This window comes from Methylomonas sp. EFPC3 (assembly GCF_029643245.1).
GTDB classification, from domain to species: Bacteria; Pseudomonadota; Gammaproteobacteria; order Methylococcales; family Methylomonadaceae; genus Methylomonas; species Methylomonas koyamae_B.
Map to the genome: position 1 here is coordinate 2,110,820 of NZ_CP116398.1, position 17,915 is coordinate 2,128,734.

17 protein-coding genes and 1 tRNA gene are annotated in these 17,915 nt (G+C 56.2%); 12 read left to right on the forward strand and 6 right to left on the reverse strand.

The genetic code is table 11. The features are described from left to right. Nucleotides 1–54: 54 nt before the first annotated feature. A tRNA-Leu gene (locus PL263_RS09325) sits at nucleotides 55–138 on the reverse strand. Nucleotides 139–204: 66 nt separating this feature from the next. On the opposite strand from PL263_RS09325, the gene PL263_RS09330 reads away from it, so the two are divergent. Further along, nucleotides 205–714 carry a DUF192 domain-containing protein gene (locus PL263_RS09330; protein WP_278212748.1) on the forward strand — a complete coding sequence of 170 codons (510 nt, stop codon included), beginning with the start codon at nucleotides 205–207 and terminating at the stop codon, nucleotides 712–714. On the opposite strand, the gene topA is transcribed toward PL263_RS09330, so the two are convergent. The 4 genes from topA to PL263_RS09350 form a co-directional block, all read right to left on the reverse strand. Continuing rightward, on the reverse strand, nucleotides 711–3,026 hold the full coding sequence (topA, locus tag PL263_RS09335; RefSeq protein ID WP_278212749.1) for a type I DNA topoisomerase: 2,316 nt from the start codon (nucleotides 3,024–3,026) through the stop codon (nucleotides 711–713). The two genes, PL263_RS09330 and topA, sit on opposite strands and share 4 nt — an antisense overlap. Nucleotides 3,027–3,041: 15 nt before the next feature. Further along, nucleotides 3,042–3,509 (reverse strand): DUF494 domain-containing protein, encoded by a 468-nt coding sequence (locus tag PL263_RS09340; RefSeq protein WP_278212750.1) that lies wholly within the window; start codon nucleotides 3,507–3,509, stop codon nucleotides 3,042–3,044. 8 nt (nucleotides 3,510–3,517) lie between these two features. Next, on the reverse strand, nucleotides 3,518–4,564 hold the full coding sequence (gene dprA, locus PL263_RS09345) for a DNA-processing protein DprA (RefSeq protein ID WP_278212865.1): 1,047 nt from the start codon (nucleotides 4,562–4,564) through the stop codon (nucleotides 3,518–3,520). Nucleotides 4,565–4,681: 117 nt separating this feature from the next. Then, entirely contained in the window at nucleotides 4,682–5,716 is a 1,035-nt protein-coding gene (locus PL263_RS09350) for a LysM peptidoglycan-binding domain-containing protein (RefSeq protein WP_278212751.1), read from the reverse strand. 241 nt (nucleotides 5,717–5,957) lie between these two features. On the opposite strand from PL263_RS09350, the gene def reads away from it, so the two are divergent. From def to rpsI, 8 genes are all read left to right on the forward strand, one after another. Further along, a complete protein-coding gene (def, locus tag PL263_RS09355; protein WP_278212752.1) occupies nucleotides 5,958–6,464 on the forward strand; it encodes a peptide deformylase in 507 nt (168 codons plus the stop codon). A gap of 8 nt (nucleotides 6,465–6,472) precedes the next feature. Continuing rightward, nucleotides 6,473–7,399 carry a methionyl-tRNA formyltransferase gene (gene fmt / locus PL263_RS09360; RefSeq protein ID WP_278212753.1) on the forward strand — a complete coding sequence of 309 codons (927 nt, stop codon included), beginning with the start codon at nucleotides 6,473–6,475 and terminating at the stop codon, nucleotides 7,397–7,399. Beyond that, nucleotides 7,396–8,691 carry a 16S rRNA (cytosine(967)-C(5))-methyltransferase RsmB gene (gene rsmB, locus PL263_RS09365; RefSeq protein WP_278212754.1) on the forward strand — a complete coding sequence of 432 codons (1,296 nt, stop codon included), beginning with the start codon at nucleotides 7,396–7,398 and terminating at the stop codon, nucleotides 8,689–8,691. The genes fmt and rsmB overlap by 4 nt, the downstream gene beginning before the upstream one ends. Further along, complete coding sequence (locus PL263_RS09370) at nucleotides 8,666–9,232, forward strand: DUF4390 domain-containing protein (protein WP_278212755.1); 567 nt, start codon at nucleotides 8,666–8,668, stop codon at nucleotides 9,230–9,232. The genes rsmB and PL263_RS09370 overlap by 26 nt, the downstream gene beginning before the upstream one ends. Next, on the forward strand, nucleotides 9,214–11,373 hold the full coding sequence (locus PL263_RS09375) for an ATP-binding protein (protein WP_278212756.1): 2,160 nt from the start codon (nucleotides 9,214–9,216) through the stop codon (nucleotides 11,371–11,373). Before PL263_RS09370 ends, PL263_RS09375 begins: the two co-directional genes overlap by 19 nt. Then, nucleotides 11,366–12,727 carry a sigma-54 dependent transcriptional regulator gene (locus PL263_RS09380; RefSeq protein WP_278212757.1) on the forward strand — a complete coding sequence of 454 codons (1,362 nt, stop codon included), beginning with the start codon at nucleotides 11,366–11,368 and terminating at the stop codon, nucleotides 12,725–12,727. Before PL263_RS09375 ends, PL263_RS09380 begins: the two co-directional genes overlap by 8 nt. A gap of 77 nt (nucleotides 12,728–12,804) precedes the next feature. Continuing rightward, on the forward strand, nucleotides 12,805–13,233 hold the full coding sequence (gene rplM, locus PL263_RS09385; RefSeq protein WP_054759837.1) for a 50S ribosomal protein L13: 429 nt from the start codon (nucleotides 12,805–12,807) through the stop codon (nucleotides 13,231–13,233). A 15-nt stretch (nucleotides 13,234–13,248) separates the two neighbouring features. After that, entirely contained in the window at nucleotides 13,249–13,638 is a 390-nt protein-coding gene (gene rpsI, locus PL263_RS09390) for a 30S ribosomal protein S9 (protein ID WP_256609801.1), read from the forward strand. 64 nt (nucleotides 13,639–13,702) lie between these two features. Here rpsI and PL263_RS09395 read toward each other — a convergent pair whose 3' ends face one another. Beyond that, complete coding sequence (locus PL263_RS09395; protein WP_278212758.1) at nucleotides 13,703–14,392, reverse strand: 4'-phosphopantetheinyl transferase superfamily protein; 690 nt, start codon at nucleotides 14,390–14,392, stop codon at nucleotides 13,703–13,705. 155 nt (nucleotides 14,393–14,547) lie between these two features. On the opposite strand from PL263_RS09395, the gene PL263_RS09400 reads away from it, so the two are divergent. The 3 genes from PL263_RS09400 to ilvC all read left to right on the forward strand — a co-directional run bounded on the left by PL263_RS09400 (nucleotide 14,548) and on the right by ilvC (nucleotide 17,879). Next, nucleotides 14,548–16,284, forward strand: coding sequence for an acetolactate synthase 3 large subunit (locus tag PL263_RS09400; RefSeq protein ID WP_278212759.1), 1,737 nt, complete (start codon nucleotides 14,548–14,550; stop codon nucleotides 16,282–16,284). Then, complete coding sequence (gene ilvN, locus PL263_RS09405) at nucleotides 16,284–16,775, forward strand: acetolactate synthase small subunit (RefSeq protein WP_278212760.1); 492 nt, start codon at nucleotides 16,284–16,286, stop codon at nucleotides 16,773–16,775. The genes PL263_RS09400 and ilvN overlap by 1 nt, the downstream gene beginning before the upstream one ends. Before the next feature lie 87 nt (nucleotides 16,776–16,862). Then, on the forward strand, nucleotides 16,863–17,879 hold the full coding sequence (gene ilvC, locus PL263_RS09410) for a ketol-acid reductoisomerase (protein ID WP_140913126.1): 1,017 nt from the start codon (nucleotides 16,863–16,865) through the stop codon (nucleotides 17,877–17,879). Nucleotides 17,880–17,915: the final 36 nt, after the last annotated feature.

Here is a 17,915-nt window from a genome sequence, read left to right on the forward strand (position 1 = left end):
CGATGTTCAAATCCGGGGAGCTTTACGGTCGTAAAGTGACGCATTAAGCGGGTATGGTGCGAGCGGAGAGACTCGAACTCTCACGGGGTTACCACTGGAACCTAAATCCAGCGCGTCTACCAATTTCGCCACGCTCGCAAAACAAAAGAACGCGGCATTATAATCAGCCGACCCGGCAAAAACAACTTCGGTTACCTTTTTTCTATGAGGCAATACGCCACTTCCAGCATGAATATTCGACTGCGCGGCGCAATCTCCGCTTTGGCATTAGCCCTTACGGCGGGCGCAAAGCCGGCACAGGCGGACGGACAAATCCCATTCGCCCACAAACTGGTTTTTGAGAATCAACAACATCCGGTCTACGTGGCTATCGCCAATAGCGCCGAGCAACGGGAATTGGGTTTGATGTTCCGCCGCGAGCTCGGCCCGGACCAAGGCATGCTATTCGTTTATGCGGACCAACGCCCGCGCAGCATGTGGATGAAAAATACGATGATCGCGCTCGACGTGCTATTCGTCTCCGCAGACGCCAGGATCGCCGCCGTCCTGAAAAACCTGCCTCCCTGCAGAATCGACCCTTGCCGGATCTACGACTCGCAGATTCCGGCGCAGTACATGCTGGAATTGCCGGCCGGCTTTATCGACCGGCACGCAATCGGCATCGGCCAGAAATTGGTCTTGCCCGACGACCTAGCCACTGCCGACAGGGATTAAGGCCCATTGACATCCTCGGCATCGCCTTCATACGGCGTTGCGTATTTGCATTCCTTCTGCGGGCAGACTTTTTCGGTGCCCCGGCGCTTCGTGGTTTTCAAGGTCAGAATCGGCCAATGACAATCCGGACATTCTTCCTTGATCGGCGCATCCCATAACGCATAATCGCATTTTGGGTATTCCGAACAGGAGTAGAAAATCTTACCGCTGCGTGCCTTGCGCTTCAAAATCGCGCCGTTTTTGCACTGCGGGCATTCGACCCCGGTATCCTGAGGCTTTTCCAGCGGTTCGATGTGCTTGCATTTCGGATAAGCGCTGCAACCGACAAACTTGCCGTAACGCCCGGTCTTGATCACCAACGCCGACTCGCACTTCGGGCAGACGCGACCTTCGACCACTTCCGGCTCGTTAGCCGCCACCGCATTGTCTTCGCCGAGATTGCGGGTGTAAGAACAAGTCGGATAATTGGTACAACCGATGAAACGGCCGTTCCGGCCCAACCGGATCGACAAGGCGCTGCCGCATTCCGGGCATTTTTCGTCGATACTTTCTTGCGTGACATCCTTGCGCTGTACGCTTTCTTCTTTCTCGTTGATCAACTGGGTAAACGGCCGCCAGAAATCGTTCATCAACGGAATCCAATCCTTTTCGCCGCGGGATACCGCGTCCAGTTCGTCCTCCAGATTAGCGGTAAAACCGTAGTCAACGTACTTGGTGAAATGCTCCGTCAGGAATTTGTTGACGATGCGACCGACATCGGTCGGATAGAAACGCTTGTTTTCTATCGTCACATATTCGCGATTTTGCAGTGTCGAAATGATGGTCGCATAGGTCGAAGGCCGGCCGATGCCGTGTTCTTCCAAAGCCTTGACCAAACTGGCCTCGCTATAACGCGGCGGCGGCTCGGTAAAATGCTGGGTGGCGACGATCTCCTGCAGCTTGACCGGCCGTCCTTCCTCCATCGGCGGCAGAATACTTTCCTGGTCGTCCGCCGCTTCTTTGCTGTCGTCGACGCCTTCCAGATAAACCATCATGAAGCCGGGATTGGTCACGGTGGAACCGGTGGCGCGAAACACATTTTTTTCGCTACCGCAGTTCAAATCCACGGCCACAAGGTTCAGAGTGGCATGGATCATCTGACAGGCTACGGTACGCTTCCAGATTAAATCGTAAAGTTTGTACTGCTCAGCCGTCAGCCGGCCTTTGACCTGCTCAGGCAAACGTTGCACCGAGGTCGGCCGAATAGCCTCGTGAGCTTCTTGTGCGTTTTTTGACTTGGTTTTAAATTCGCGCGGCTGTTTCGGCACGTTCTCGGCACCGTATTTCTCGGCAATCAGAGCGCGAATATCGGCAACAGCTTCTTCTGCCAGATTCACCGAGTCGGTACGCATATAAGAGATTAAACCGACAGTTTCGCCACCGAGATCAATGCCCTCGTACAACTGCTGAGCAACCATCATCGTGCGCTTGGTGGTAAACCCCAGTTTCCGCGCCGCTTCCTGTTGCAAGGTCGACGTGATAAACGGCGGCGCCGGATTCCTGTTGCGCTGTTTCTTCTCCAGCTTGGCAACAATCAGCTGGCCGTCGGCTTCGGCCAACAAAGTCTGTTTGACCTGATGGGCCTGCGCTTCTTCAGTAAAGCTGAATTGGTTGAGTTTTTCGCCGTTGAAATGCGTCAGTTTGGCTTTGAAAGGCTGACCCTGGGCATTGGCTTCGGCAGTATGCGACCAGTACTCGCGGGTCTTAAACGCTTCGATCTCCATCTCGCGCTCGACGATCATCCGCAACGCCGGACTTTGCACCCGGCCGGCGGACAAACCGCGGCGGATTTTCTTCCACAGCAACGGCGACAAATTGAAGCCCACTAGATAATCCAAGGCCCGCCGCGCCTGTTGGGCATTGACCAGACTGTTGGATAACTCGGTCGGATGGGCAATAGCTTCAGTGACGGCCTTCTTGGTGATTTCGTGAAACACCACCCGCCGCACCTCTTTGTCCTTTAGGAGCTTTTTCTCCTTCAAATGCTCGAAAACGTGCCAGGAAATCGCCTCGCCTTCCCGATCCGGGTCGGTCGCCAAATAAAGCGTATCCACATCTTTAATGGCCTTACCGATTTCCTGCAGATGGCGCTGGTTGCGGTCGATAACCTGATACTTCATCGCAAAGCCGTTCTCCGGATCGACTGCGCCTTCTTTGGGTATCAAATCGCGAACATGGCCGTAGGAGGCGAGAACCTGAAAATCTTTACCCAGGTATTTTTCGATGGTTTTGCATTTCGCAGGCGACTCTACAATGACTAAACTTTTGCTCATACAGTCGTAAAAGCCTCAGTGTAAAGAACTAGGTATCAAATCGTAGACGATGTCTTCCATTCTGGAAAAAGCGGCACTGTCACCGGGTTGGCTCAATAGCACCATCAACACAATCCACTTCAATTTGTCTAGGGTGATATTTTCGTCTTTCAAGGCCATCGCCCGGTCGATGGCGATCTCGCGGTTGCCCGGAGTCAAAATACCGGCGTGTTCCAAGTACATTAGAAAATCGCGGCATTCCAAATCGAAAACAGCGTTTTCCTGTTGGCTAAAAATCCGGAAAGACGACGAAACCGCCGGCGATATGCTGTCCATTTCCGCGAGCGACTCCAGCCAATCGAAGGCTTTATTGACGTCCGGCTGCTGAAAACCGGCATCCAACAATTCGCTGGCAATGATTGAAGTATCGGGGTAGTTATCGCTGTCGCCATCCAGATAGTTTTCAAACAGATATATCAGCACATCAAAAATATCTTCTTTCATTAGAACCTTTATTTGATTCGAAGGTAGCTACCGCCGGCGATACCGGCGACATAGCCCTGCAGCTCCAACACCAGCAACATCGAGGAGACCTCTTCGACCGTCCAAGTACCTGCGTGCACCAAAGCATCTACCGTTGTGGGGCTATACGGAATCAAATTCAATAGATTTTGTTGTTCCAGGTCAAGCACAGTCTGCGCCGATTCCGGCTCGGTTCGCATACTTTGTTGATTATATTGGCCTAATTCTTCAAAAATATCCTCGGCGGTCTCCACCAGTTTCGCACCTTGCCGAATCAGGGCATTGCAGCCGCGTGCCAGCGGGTTATGGATCGAACCCGGAATCGCAAACACCTCCCGATTCTGCTCCAACGCCAGCCGCGCCGTGATCAGCGATCCGCTCTGCTGCGCCGCCTCCACCACCAGCAAGCCCAGGCATAGGCCGCTGATGATGCGATTCCTGAGCGGGAAATGACTGGCCTTGGCGCCGGTGCCGGGCGGAAATTCGGACACCAAAGCGCCGTGCTCGACGATTTGCGTGGCCAAGTCCTTGTGCCGGGCCGGATATACCCGGTCCAGCCCGGTGCCGGCCACGGCAACGGTACAGCCGTTGGCGTTCAAAGCCCCTTGGTGGCTGGCGGCATCGATGCCCAACGCCAAACCGCTGGTAATGACCAACCCGGCGGCCGCCAGCGTTTCGGCAAATTGCAGAGCGGTACTGACCCCGACCGGGGACGGATTGCGACTGCCGACGATCGCCAATTGCGGCTCGGCCAATACGGCCGGATCGCCTTTCACGAACAGCACCGGCGGCGGCCGGTCGATTTCTTTCAATTGGGGAGGATAGTCCGGATCCCGCAGCGTAAACGCATGGTTACCGGTTTGTGCCAGCCAAGCCAGATCCGTTTCGACGGCCTGCCAGTCGGGCGCTTGCAACACGGAGATTAACTTGTCGCTGATTCCGAGAGCGCCAAGGCTGGCGCGGGAGGCGGTAAAAATAGCTTCAGGTTGAAAATGCTCCAGCAAGCGCTGAATCGTTCCGCCGCCGATGCCCGGCATGCGCAACAAGGCCAACCAGTATTTCAGCTCGGAATCGCGCGCCAGGTCCAATTCAGTCAACCGATCGAGCCGCTCGCCCCGGAGCACTTAGGATCAGGTCGCGCCATACCGTAAAGGTCAAGGCGTCTGCACCCGGTCCAAGGTGTGCATCGCGGCCGACGCTTTCATCACCAAGGCATAGCTGACCCGCTCGAAGGTCCGGAACACCATCAGTTCACCGGCCAGCTCGTCCGGCATTTTCACCGCAACCCCTTCCGGAGACTGGTAGCGGTCCACCAAGAAGTTACCGCGCCGGTAAACGTCGAACACATGGCCGACTTCGATATCGTCGGCCGTTCCTTTATCGATCACCACCACGTCGTGCTGGCCGATCTGGGATACGCCGCCCATCACCCGGATAATACTGCCGACGATTTGTTTTTCCGGCGGCCGCGGGAAGTAGTTCAACGCCAATTCGCCTTCGGACGTCAGCATCAAGCGGTCGCCGCGCTGAACCTCCATATCCGATTTATTGATGACCAGCGTCGCCGGATCGCCGGGCTGTTGCAACGTGGTATCGGCAATGAACTGAGCCTCGTAACCCAAAATCTCTTTGGTAACCGGGCTGATGTAAGGCTTGCCCTGCCGGTAGATCGTATAACCCAAGCCCTGTGGCTCCTCGATCGCCCGCACGTAAACCCCGTCGCCAGCGCCGGCGATCAGATGCTCGCCGACGAAACCGATCACGTAGGGCGCGCGCTGCAATTCATCGGCCGTCACCACTTTCGGCGAATTCAGAAACTGGATAATCGCATCACTCGGCACCATCCGTATGGCTTGTTCGACCGAAGATTCGCGAACCCGTGGCAACAGTTTTTCTTCAGTTGCATCGCCCGGAGTGAAACTTAACCTGGGTTTACCATCAACATAAGAAAAGTACAAAGTATCACCCGGATAAATCCAGTGAGGGTCTTTAACTTGCGGATTGTTATGCCAGAGCTCGGGCCATTGCCAAGGATGTTGCAAAAACTTGCCGGAGATATCCCACAGCGTGTCGCCTTTTACCACCGTGTATTGGTCGGGATGATTGGGGTTGATCTGCAATTCGTCGGCGCGTGCAGTTGCCGCGGCCAACAACGAAAATGCAATACCCAGAGCGGTGCGAAGCAACATATATCTATCCTGCCGAAGCCAGTAACGTGTTCGATCCGATCTCTAACAGCCGAAACCGGGCGTAGTATGAGCCGGCCGGCGCTATCGCCGCCGGCCGCCAATAGAATTTGCCGCACAGTTTAGATGAATTGACGCAGATTGCCAGCAGTACGCCGCGGCTCGCTGGCCTGTCGCAGCATGCAAACCCAGGCTGATTTCGGATAGAATCGCCGACATTGATTTCAGCAATACGGAGTAAGGCGTGAGTATTCTTACGATTTTGGAGTTCCCCGACAAACGCTTGCGCACGGTCGCCAGCGAGGTGGAGCGAGTCGACGACGGCATCAGAAAACTGGTCGACGACATGATCGAAACCATGTATTCGGCCAAGGGCGTCGGCCTGGCCGCAACCCAGGTCAACGTCCATAAACGCGTGATCGTGATGGATGTCTCCGAAAACAAAGACAATCCAATCTGCCTGATCAACCCGCAAATCGTCGAACGCGACGGCGTTGAAGAATCCGAAGAAGGCTGCTTATCCGTACCCGGCTTCTTCGAAAAAGTCAGCCGCGCCGAACAGATCAAAGTCAAAGCGCTCGATCGTAACGGCGACAGTTTCGAACTCGAAGCCCGCGACTTGTTGGCGGTTTGCATCCAACACGAAATGGACCATCTGGAAGGTAAGCTGTTCGTCGATTATCTGTCGGCATTCAAGCGTAACCGAATAAAATCCAAACTGGATAAGATCCACCGCTCACAGGGCGTATAAGGACAACCATGAAAATCGTTTTTGCCGGCACCCCGGAATTCGCGGTGCCAACGTTGCAAACCCTGATAGATTCGCCGCACGAAGTTATCGCCGCCTATACCCAACCGGACCGGCCGGCAGGCCGCGGCCGTAAATTGACGGCCAGTCCGATCAAAGATTTGGCGTTGACGGCCGGCATCCCGGTCGCCCAGCCGGAAAACTTCAAAACCGCCGAAGCCATCCAAGCCCTGGCCGATTTAAAGCCCGAGTTGCTGGTTGTGGTCGCCTACGGCCTGATTTTGCCGCAAGCGGTGCTCGATATTCCCAAGTTCGGCTGCATCAACGTCCACGGCTCGTTATTACCGCGCTGGCGCGGCGCGGCACCGATCCATCGTGCCGTGATGGCCGGCGATGCCAAAACCGGCGTCACGATCATGAAAGTCGTCAAAAAACTCGATGCCGGCGATATGCTGCTCAAGCTGGAATGCCCGATCAGTGCCGACGCCACCTCCAGCGAATTGCACGACCGCCTAGCCGAACTCGGCGCCCAAGGTTTGCTGCAAGTGGTGGATATGATTGAGCGCGGTGCTTTGCAAGCCGAAGCTCAGGACGAGAGCCTGGTCACCTATGCCCATAAGCTGGAAAAACAGGAAGCGTTAATCGATTGGCGACAATCGGCGGTCGAACTGGACCGAAAAATTCGCGGCCTCAACGCCTGGCCGGTAGCGCAAACCACCTTCGCCGGCCAGATCTTGCGCGTTTGGCGCAGCGAAGTCTTGGCGAAGGCGGCGACCTTAGCGCCCGGCACGATAGACAGTTCGGCGCAAGCCCTGGACGTCGCTACCGGCGACGGCATGCTTCGGTTACTGGAAGTGCAACTGCCGGGCGGCAAGCGCATCAACGGCAAGGATTTTCTGAACGCGCATCCTGCCGCCGGCGTCTTACTCGGCTTATGAATCTTCGCGGCTGCGCGGCGCAAATTCTGGCCAAGGTCATCGGCGACGGCCAGTCGCTGACCCCCGCCCTGGAGCACGGCTTGCCCAAGCTGAAAGACAGCAAAGACAGGGCCTTCGTCCAAGCCTTATGCTACGGCGTGGTGCGCCATTATTACGCACTGGATTTCGCGTTAGGCAAACTGCTCGGCAAACCGCTAAAAGCCAAGGACGCCGACATCAAAACCCTGCTCCTGGTCGGCCTGTACCAATTGCAACACATGCGGGTCAAACCGCACGCCGCCGTCTCGGAAACCGTCGCTGCCACCAGCCACAAACCTTGGGCCAGAGGCTTGGTCAACGGCGTACTCCGGCAGTATTTACGCGACGCGGACAACTTGTTGCAAGCCACAGACCGGGATCAACAAGCCCGACTCAACCATCCGCAATGGATTATCGACGCGCTGTGCCGCGACTGGCCCGAACGCCACGAAAAAATTCTGCACGCCAACGACCAAGCCGCACCGATGTTTTTGCGGGTCAATCAACGGCAGACCAGTCGCGAAACCTACCTGGACCAATTGGCGGCGCAAGGCATTGCCGGGCAGCCGGTCGATTGCTGCGATACGGCGATTCGTCTGGATCAGGCCGTGGCGGTCGAGCAATTGCCCGGCTTCAGCGACGGCCGGGTCTCGGTACAGGACGGCGCCGCGCAACTGGCAGCCGAACTCCTCGACGCCCAAGCCGGCGACTGGGTACTGGACATGTGCGCGGCACCCGGCGGCAAGACCGCAGCGATTCTGGAACGGCAACCGGCATTGGCAGGACTAATGGCGATCGACGTCGACGCCCAGCGCCTGCAACGGGTCGAGGAAAATCTGGCCCGACTGCATTTGCAGGCCGAAACCTTGGTGGCCGACGCCGGAAACCCCGCCGATTGGGCCGGACCACGCCGTTTTCAGCGAATTTTGCTGGACGCTCCCTGCTCCGGTTTCGGCGTAATCCGCCGCCACCCGGACATCAAATTGCTGCGCCGACCGGATGACATTGCGGCATTGCAGGTCACGCAAGCCCGAATTCTGCAGGCCGCATGGCAACTACTCACTCCCGGCGGCGTTCTGCTTTACGCTACCTGCTCGGTGCTGAAAGTCGAAAACGAGCAGCAAATCGCCGCGTTTCTGGCGACTCACACCGACGCCGAAGAACTGACGATATACGCGCATTGGGGCCTGGCCCGCCCGCACGGCCGGCAAATCTTGACCGGAGAACGGCAAATGGACGGCTTTTATTATGCCAAGCTGCGCAAAGCGGTTTAGCCCCGGCCTGTTTGCGCTATGCCTGGCCCTGGGCTCGACGCCGGCTTGGGCCGGTAATTACGCCGCTCGGATAGAGTACGCCGAACTGCAAAGCGAAGGCGATACGGCGATCATCGCCAGCCAGATCGAGTATCGGCTGAGCCCGGTCGCCAAAGAGGCGCTGGACAAAGGCGTGCCGTTGACCTGGGACGTGGTCATGGAATTGCGCGAACCGGGCTGGCTGTGGGATAGCGTCGCCTATCGCAGCAAGCAGCGCTACCGACTGCAGTTTCACGCGCTATTGAACCAATATGCGGTGCAAACCCCGCAAAACCATAGCGAGATGTTTTTGACCCTGAGCGCCGCGCTGCATTTCATGGCCAGCGTGCGCGACCAGCAACCGATCCCGGCCACAGCCCTAGAGACCGGCCACTACTACCAACTGGCGGTGCGCAGCGAATTTAATCGCGAGGCGCTGCCGATTCCGCTACGCCCGGTGGCGTATCTGGACCACCGTTGGTTTCTTTCCAGCCATTGGAGCTTATGGCCTATTCAAAAATGAAGCTGCCGGCCAGCGCGTCAATCGTTATTTTGTTCGGTTTCGTGCTGCTTTCGCTGCAACTGATGAGCAGCGCCACCCAGGAGTCTTCGGAACTCGGCGAGTTGTATTCCTGGCTGTTGGTGATCAATACCCTGGGCTCGATCATCCTGCTCGGGCTGGTTGTCGTCAACGCCTACTCGCTGGTCCGCGAGCTGAAGAAAAAGGAAGCCGGCTCCAAACTCACCACGCGCATGGTCTCGCTGTTCGTATTGTTGGCGCTGGCCCCAGCCGCAATCGTGTTCTACTTCTCGGTGCAATTCCTGCACCAAGGTATCGACAGTTGGTTTAACGTCGAAATCGACCGGGCCATGGACGACGCGCTGGAACTGAGCCAGTCGGCGATGAATCAGCGCATGAATTGGCACATCAAGCAAACCAAGCAAATGGCCGAGCATTTGCAGCACAAATCGGAAACGCTGATTGCATTGGAAGTCGGTTCGTTGTGGCGCGAATCGGGGGCGCTGGAACTGGCGGTATTCAACAACCAGGGCCGAATTCTGGCCTCCAGCAGCATCAACCCCAGCGACATTCTGCCGCATTTGCCCGACGAGCAAATCTGGCTGCAATTGAAACAGAACAAGGAATATTTTGCCTTCGATCCCGGCGACAACGACGAAATGTTGGTGCGCATCATCGTCGCGATCGAAGCCGACCAAAGCCGGTTTCTCCAGGTTTTGTATCCAATTCCGGTGCGGGTCACCGATTTGGCCGATTCGATCGAATTCGCCTTCATTCGCTACCAGGAAATGAATTTCCTGCGCGATTCGCTGAAAACCAGTTTTTCGCTGATCCTGCTGCTGGTGCTGCTGTTGAGTATGCTGGCGGCGATCTGGGTGGCCTTTATCAGCATCCGCAATATCGTCGCTCCGGTCAGGGAATTGGTAAAAGGCACCCAGGCCGTCGCCGACGGCGATTATCAGCAGCAATTGCCGGTAATGAGCCAGGACGACCTGGGCTTTCTGGTCGAATCGTTCAACCAGATGACCCGGCGCATCGCCCGTTCCCGCGACGAAACCCGCGCCGCCGGCCTGGAGGTGGAAAATCAGCGCGCCTACCTGGAAACCATCCTCGCCAACCTGACCGCCGGCGTAATCAGTTTCGACGCGACATACTTCATCCGCACTGCGAATCAGGCCGCCTACCGGATTTTGCACATCCCGGTCAGCCATTTCGTCGGCCAGAATCTACCCGCCTTGGCCGAGCTGCATCCCGAACTGGCCGACGTGTTGACAGCAATCCAAAGCCTGCTGGAAAAAGCCGATGACATCTGGGAGCAGCGCATCGTCTTTCTCGGCCCGAACGGCCGCCAAGAGCTACTGTGCCGCGGTACGCCGCTGTTTTCGCAACACGGCGCCCACACCGGCGCCGTGGTGGTGTTCGACGACGTCACCGATTTGATTCAAGCCCAGAAAAACGCGGCCTGGGGCGAAGTCGCCCGGCGTCTGGCCCACGAAATCAAGAACCCATTGACGCCGATCCAACTGTCCGCAGAACGTTTGCAGCACAAGTTGTCCAAAGAACTGCAGGATGGCTCAGCCGAGTTTCTGCAACGCGGCACCCGCACCATCGTCCAGCAAGTGGAAGCGATGAAACGCATGGTCGACGACTTCTCCGAATACGCCCGCCCGTCGAAAAAGCAGGTCGAAAAAATCAACCTGGTGGATTTGATCCAGCAGATCACTACGCTGTACCTGCCGTCCGGAATTAGCTTCGCGATGGCCGCCGCCAGCCAGCACGTCATTGTCGAAGTCGATCCTGTCAGCATTCGCCAGGTGCTGCATAACCTGATCAAGAACGCGCAAGAAGCCACTGGGGAAAAATGCCATATCGCCATTAAAATCGGCAAAGTCACGCGCAATAACACCGATTATGTCGAAGTCGGTTTGTACGACAACGGCAGCGGCCTGAATGCGGATCAGATCGAAACCATTTTCGAACCCTACGTCACCAGCAAATCCAAGGGTACTGGTTTGGGCCTGGCCATCGTCAAAAAAATCGTGGAAGAACACGGCGGCGTGATTTGGGTGGATACGGCATATAATGGCGGCGCTGGCTTTCTGCTCCAGCTACCGGTTTTTGAATTTGGAACGATGCATGAATAAACAAGCGCCCTACATATTGGTGGTCGACGACGAACAGGATATTCGCGAACTGGTGTCGGAGATTTTGGAAGACGAGGGCTATCAAGTCGCGATGGCCGAAAATGCCACGGAAGCGAAGAAACTGAAAAACCAGCGCCAGCCGAATCTGATTCTACTCGACATCTGGATGCCCGATAGCGACGGCATCACGCTGTTGCGGGAATGGGTCGGCGAAGACAGCTCACTCTGTCCGGTAATCATGATGTCCGGCCACGGCTCGGTCGAGTCGGCAGTCGAAGCCACCCGCCTCGGCGCTTACGATTTTCTGGAAAAACCGCTGTCGATGGCAAAATTGCTGTTGATCGTCGAGCGCGCCCTGGAGACCAGTTCCTTGCAGCGGGAAAACGCCGGCCTGAAGCAGCAATTGATGATAGGCGTGGAGCCGGTCGGCAAAAGCGCCGTGGTCGAGCGCACCAAAGACAAACTGAAACGTCTGGCGCAACACGACGCCCGCGTGCTGCTAGTCGGCGAAGCCGGGGTCGGCAAGGAGATGTACGCCCGCTACCTGCACAACAACAGCTCCCGTCGCGACGGCGCCTTTGTCGACGTCTCGGTCGGCAGCATCTCCCCGGAAAACGCGGCGGTCGAATTTTTCGGCCGCGAAGACAACGGCCGGATTTACCGCGGCCTGCTGGAGCAGGCCGACCGCGGCACGCTGTTCCTGGGCGAAATCGGCGGAATGGACCCGGAAACCCAAACTCGATTGCTTAGTGCGTTGGAATCGAGTTCGTTCCTGCGGGTCGGCGGCAGCCAGGCCGTGCGGGTCGACGTGCGCGTGGTCGCCTCGACCCGAATGGCGCTGGAGGAAGAAGTCAACAGCGGCCGCTTCCGCCAGGACTTGTACTACCTACTGAACGTGGTGACGTTAGAAATTCCGCCGCTGCGCGAGCACAGCGAGGATGTACCGAGTCTGCTGAATTTTTACGTCGATCATTTCGTTGTGCACGAAAAACTGCCGTTCCGCCGCTTTTCGATGGCGGCGCAAAATTATCTGCGCAACTACAGTTGGCCCGGCAATGTCCGAGAATTGCGCAATCTGGTGCAGCGGCTGATGATTCTGGGTGCCGGCGATGACATCGAGTTGGACGAAGTCAAAGCAGCGCTAGGTTCGATTGCCGAGCAGCCCAAACTGGGTTTGAACGTGCCGGAATTTTTCAACCTGCCGCTAAAAGAGGCCCGCGACCATTTCGAAAAATCCTATCTGGAGTACCATTTCGAAAAAAACGGCGGCAGCGTCGCCAAGTTAGCTGCGGCGATCGGCATGGAACGTACCCATTTGTACCGGAAACTGCATTCGCTGAAAATCAAGCTGTAATTGCAACTTGAAGTTAGCGGCCGGTTTAAGTAGAATGCCATGCTTTTACAGCTTCAACCGATTTTAAGAAAGCAACGATGAAAACATTTAGTGCAAAGCCCGCAGAAGTTAAGCGCGATTGGTACGTGATTGATGCAGAAGGAAAGACATTGGGTCGCCTTGCTACTGAAATTGCACGACGTCTTCGCGGCAAACATAAACCAGAATACACCCCGCACGTCGACACCGGCGACTACATCATCGTCGTCAATGCCGAAAAAATCGGCGTTACCGGCAACAAAGAAAAAGACAAAATGTATTACCGCCACACCGGTTATGTCGGCAACATGAAGTCTGCCTCTTTGGGCAAATTGAGACAAACCTTCCCCGACCGCATCATCACTACCGCAGTGCAAGGCATGCTGCCTAAAAACCCACTGGGCCGGGCGATGTTCAAAAAATTGAAAGTGTATGCCGGTCCGGAGCACAATCATCAGTCTCAACAACCTAAAGTTTTAGAATTCTAAGCAGGTAGATAGTTTATGGCAGCTCAATACTACGGAACAGGTCGCCGCAAAAGCTCGGTAGCCCGCGTTTACGCAACGGTCGGCACAGGCAAGTTCATCATCAACAACCGCCCTGTAGACCAATACTTCGGCCGCAAAACCGATGAAATGATCGCCAGACAACCTCTGGAACTTCTGGCAAAATCCGGCGACTTCGACATCAACATCATCGTCTCCGGCGGAGGCCCTTCCGGCCAAGCGGGCGCTATTCGCCACGGCCTGACCCGCGCACTGATGGAATACGACGAATCCCTGCGCTCTCCATTGAGAAAAGCCGGTTACGTGACTCGCGATGCCCGCGAAGTCGAGCGTAAAAAAATCGGTTTGCACGGCGCCAGAAAGCGTCCGCAATACTCGAAACGTTAAGAAACGATCGATCACAAAAAGCCGCACACCAGCGGCTTTTTTTTCGACTGCCGCATAGGCCTCGTCAAACACCCAGCCCCAACTCGCGAAAGCAGAACACACCGGACTTGTTCGGCGCGACCAACGCCGCAGCAGCATTGGCAACCGGTAACTCGACCACCGACCAAGCGTCGATACCCCCGAATTCGCCAGGAATCGCAACAAGCTGTCCGCCCGCTTCCAGCGCAAACTCGCACAAGTCCAAACCTGCCGCAATCCCACGCCCGACCGCCTTAACAAACGCCTCTTTCTTGACCCAGAGACGGTAAAAAGTCGGCAATTGCTGCTCGGCCGGCAACGCCGCCCACTCCCGATATTCCCGCACCGAGAAACAACGCCCGGCGAGCGCATGCAGATTTCGCCCGACTCGCAGGCTCTCAACATCAACCCCCAACTCGCCGAGATCGGACACCGCAATCAGCAAATGATCTCCAGAATGGGAAATATTAAAATGCAGCCTTGCCCCCACTAACGCCGGCTTGCCGTACTCGCCCGACTCGAACACCAATTCCCGCGGCTCGACATCCAAATACCCGGCCAATGTGCAACGCAACAAGCCCCGCACCGCAACAAAGCCCTGGCGCCGCTCCGGGCGTTTATACTCTTGGCTCCGCTGTCGCTCCTGATCCGACAATAAGGCATCCCAAACGGTTAAGGCCTTCGAATCCAGCCCCCTCAACTCGGCATGCCAAACATCAACAAATTGCGCCCGCAAAACATCCCTCCTTTTCAAAACCTGTCGCTGCTTACCGCGAAACCAAGCAAAACCCTTGGTTTTCCTTGACGAAACCGGCCAAAGACAGTAGCTTATCCAACCTTTTTTGTAAAATCCGCATTTCACGCTTTGGTTAGCTTTTCGAGGGCATAAAATTGGAACTCAGTGGCGGACAAATTCTTGTCCAATGTCTTAAAGATGAAGGTGTCGAATTTGTATTTGGCTATCCGGGTGGCTCTGTCTTGCACATCTACGATGCCATTTTCCATCAAGACGACGTAAAACACATCCTGGTGCGCCATGAGCAAGGCGCCACCCATTCGGCCGACGCTTACGCGCGCGCGACCGGCAAACCGGGCGTGGTGCTGGTCACCTCCGGCCCGGGCGCGACCAACGCCGTGACCGGCATCGCGACAGCCTACATGGATTCGATCCCGATGGTGATCATTTCCGGCCAGGTGCCGTCACCGGTTATCGGCAGCGACGCGTTTCAGGAAGTCGATACGGTCGGTATCACCCGCCCCTGCGTCAAACACAACTTCCTGGTCAAGGACGTCAACGACCTGGCCGAAACGATCAAGAAAGCGTTTTACGTGGCGACCACCGGCCGCCCGGGCCCGGTATTGGTCGACGTACCCAAGGACATCACTGATCCCAATATCAAGATACCTTACAAATATCCGAAAAAAGTCAGTATGCGCTCTTACAACCCGGTGGTAACCGGCCACAAGGGTCAGATCAAACGCGCCGTGGAAATGCTGTTGGGTGCGCAACGGCCGATGATTTATTCCGGCGGCGGCGTGATCTTGGGCGAAGCCCATGAAGAACTGACCGAGTTGACCCGGATGCTGGGTTACCCGATCACCAACACGCTGATGGGCTTGGGCGCCTATCCGGCCACCGACAAGCAGTTCGTCGGCATGCTCGGCATGCACGGTACTTACGAAGCCAATATGGGCATGCACGAAGCCGACGTGATTTTGGCGGTCGGCGCCCGCTTCGACGACCGTGTCACCGGCAAACTGGCCGAGTTTTGCCCCTATGCCAAGATCATTCACATCGACGTCGATCCAGCCTCGATCTCAAAAACCGTGAAAGTGGACGTACCGATCGTCGGCGAAGTCAAACCGGTGTTGCAACAAATGATCGAACTGGTCAAGGACAGCAAAACCAAGCCGTCAAAAGCGGCGCTGGAATCTTGGTGGCAATTGATCCAAAGCTGGCGCGACGTCAATTGTCTGGAATACGACCGCGAAAGCCGGATCATCAAACCGCAATACGTCGTTGAACAATTGTATGAAGTCACCAACGGCGAAGCGTTCGTGACTTCGGACGTCGGCCAGCATCAAATGTACGCAGCGCAGTATTACAAGTTCGACAAACCGCGGCGCTGGATCAACTCCGGCGGCCTGGGCACAATGGGCTTCGGCTTACCAGCGGCAATCGGCGTCAAACTGGCGTTTCCGGATTCCGACGTAGCCTGCATCACCGGCGAGGCCAGCATCCAGATGTGTATTCAGGAACTGTCGACCGCGTTGCAATACAAAACACCAGTCAAGATCATCAACCTGAACAACCGTTACATGGGCATGGTTCGCCAGTGGCAGGAATTTTCTTACCAAAGCCGTTACTCGCACTCGTACATGGACACGATCCCGGATTTCGTCAAACTATCCGAAGCCTACGGCCATGTCGGCATACGCGTCGAAAAACCGGAAGAAGTGCGCGACGCCTTGAAACAAGCATTCGAAATGAAGGACAGAACCGTGTTCCTCGATTTCATTACCGATAGAACCGAAAACGTATACCCGATGATTGAAGCCGGCAAAGCTCACCACGACATGAAATTGCGCGTCGCGCCCGGCACCCCGGTCGAGAGGGAGTTGTCCTGATGCGCCATATCATCTCCATTTTGATTGAAAACGAATCCGGCGCCCTGTCGCGGGTGGCCGGCCTGTTCTCGGCGCGCGGCTACAACATCGAATCGCTGACCGTCGCCCCGACCGAAGATCCCAGTCTGTCGCGGATGACCCTGGTCACCAGCGGCAGCGACGAGATCATCGAGCAGATCACCAAGCAATTGAACAAACTGATTGATGTGGTCAAATTGATCGATCTGGCCGAGTCGGCCCATATCGAGCGCGAATTGATGCTGGTCAAGATCAAAACCACGCACGACACCCGCGAGGAAGTGAAACGCATGGTCGACATTTTCCGCGGCAAGATCATCGACGTGACGCCGAACAGCTACGTCGTCGAAATGACCGGCCAATCCAACAAATTGGACGCCTTCATTCACGGCTTCGAGGAAGGCAGCATCATCGAAGTGGCGCGTTCCGGACCGACCGGCATTTCCCGCGGCGAGAAAGGCTTACATCTTTAAATGCTAGCGGAGCGCGAACCCACTGCGCTCCGCACAGCGGCCGCCAAACACAATTTTTAATTCACACCAAGAGTAACGAGAAACACTATGCAAGTTTATTACGACAAAGACGCCGATCTCTCGATCATCCGCAGCAAAAAAGTTGCCATCATCGGCTACGGCTCGCAAGGCCACGCCCATGCCAACAACCTGAAAGACTCCGGCGTTGACGTCGTGGTCGGCTTGCGCTCCAACTCCGCGTCCGTCGCCAAAGCCACCAACAGCGGCCTGATCGTGAAAGATGTACCGGAAGCCATCGCCGGCGCCGACGTGGTCATGATCCTGACCCCGGACGAATTCCAATCCAAACTGTACAAAGAAGAAATCGAGCCGAACATCAAACAAGGCGCGGCCCTGGCTTTCGCCCACGGTTTCTCCATCCTGTACAACCAAGTCGTACCGCGTGCCGACCTGGACGTGATCATGATCGCCCCGAAAGCGCCTGGCCACACCGTGCGTTCCGAATTCGTCAAAGGCGGCGGCATCCCTGACTTGATCGCCGTGCATCAAAACGCTTCCGGCCAAGCCAAAGAATTGTGCTTGTCTTATGCATCCGCGATCGGCGGCGGCCGTTCCGGCATCATCGAAACCACCTTCCGCGACGAATGCGAAACCGACCTGTTCGGCGAACAAGCAGTACTGTGCGGCGGCGCGGTGGAACTGGTCAAAGCCGGCTTCGAAACCCTGACCGAAGCTGGCTACCCACCCGAAATGGCCTACTTCGAGTGCTTGCACGAACTGAAATTGATCGTGGATTTGATGTACGAAGGCGGCATCGCCAACATGAACTACTCGATCTCCAACAACGCCGAGTACGGCGAATACGTCACCGGTCCGCGCGTGATCAACGACGAAAGCCGCAAAGCGATGAAGGAAGCCCTGAAAAACATCCAGGAAGGCCGCTATGCCAAGCAATTCATCCAGGAAGGTGCCACCGGCTACCCGGAAATGACCGCACGCCGCCGCCTGAACGCCGAACACCCGATCGAAACCGTCGGCGCCAAACTGCGGGCGATGATGCCTTGGATCAAAGCCAACCAAATCGTCGATAAGAGCAAAAACTAAGCTAATCGGCTAGGATTAAAGCCCATCTAAACGATG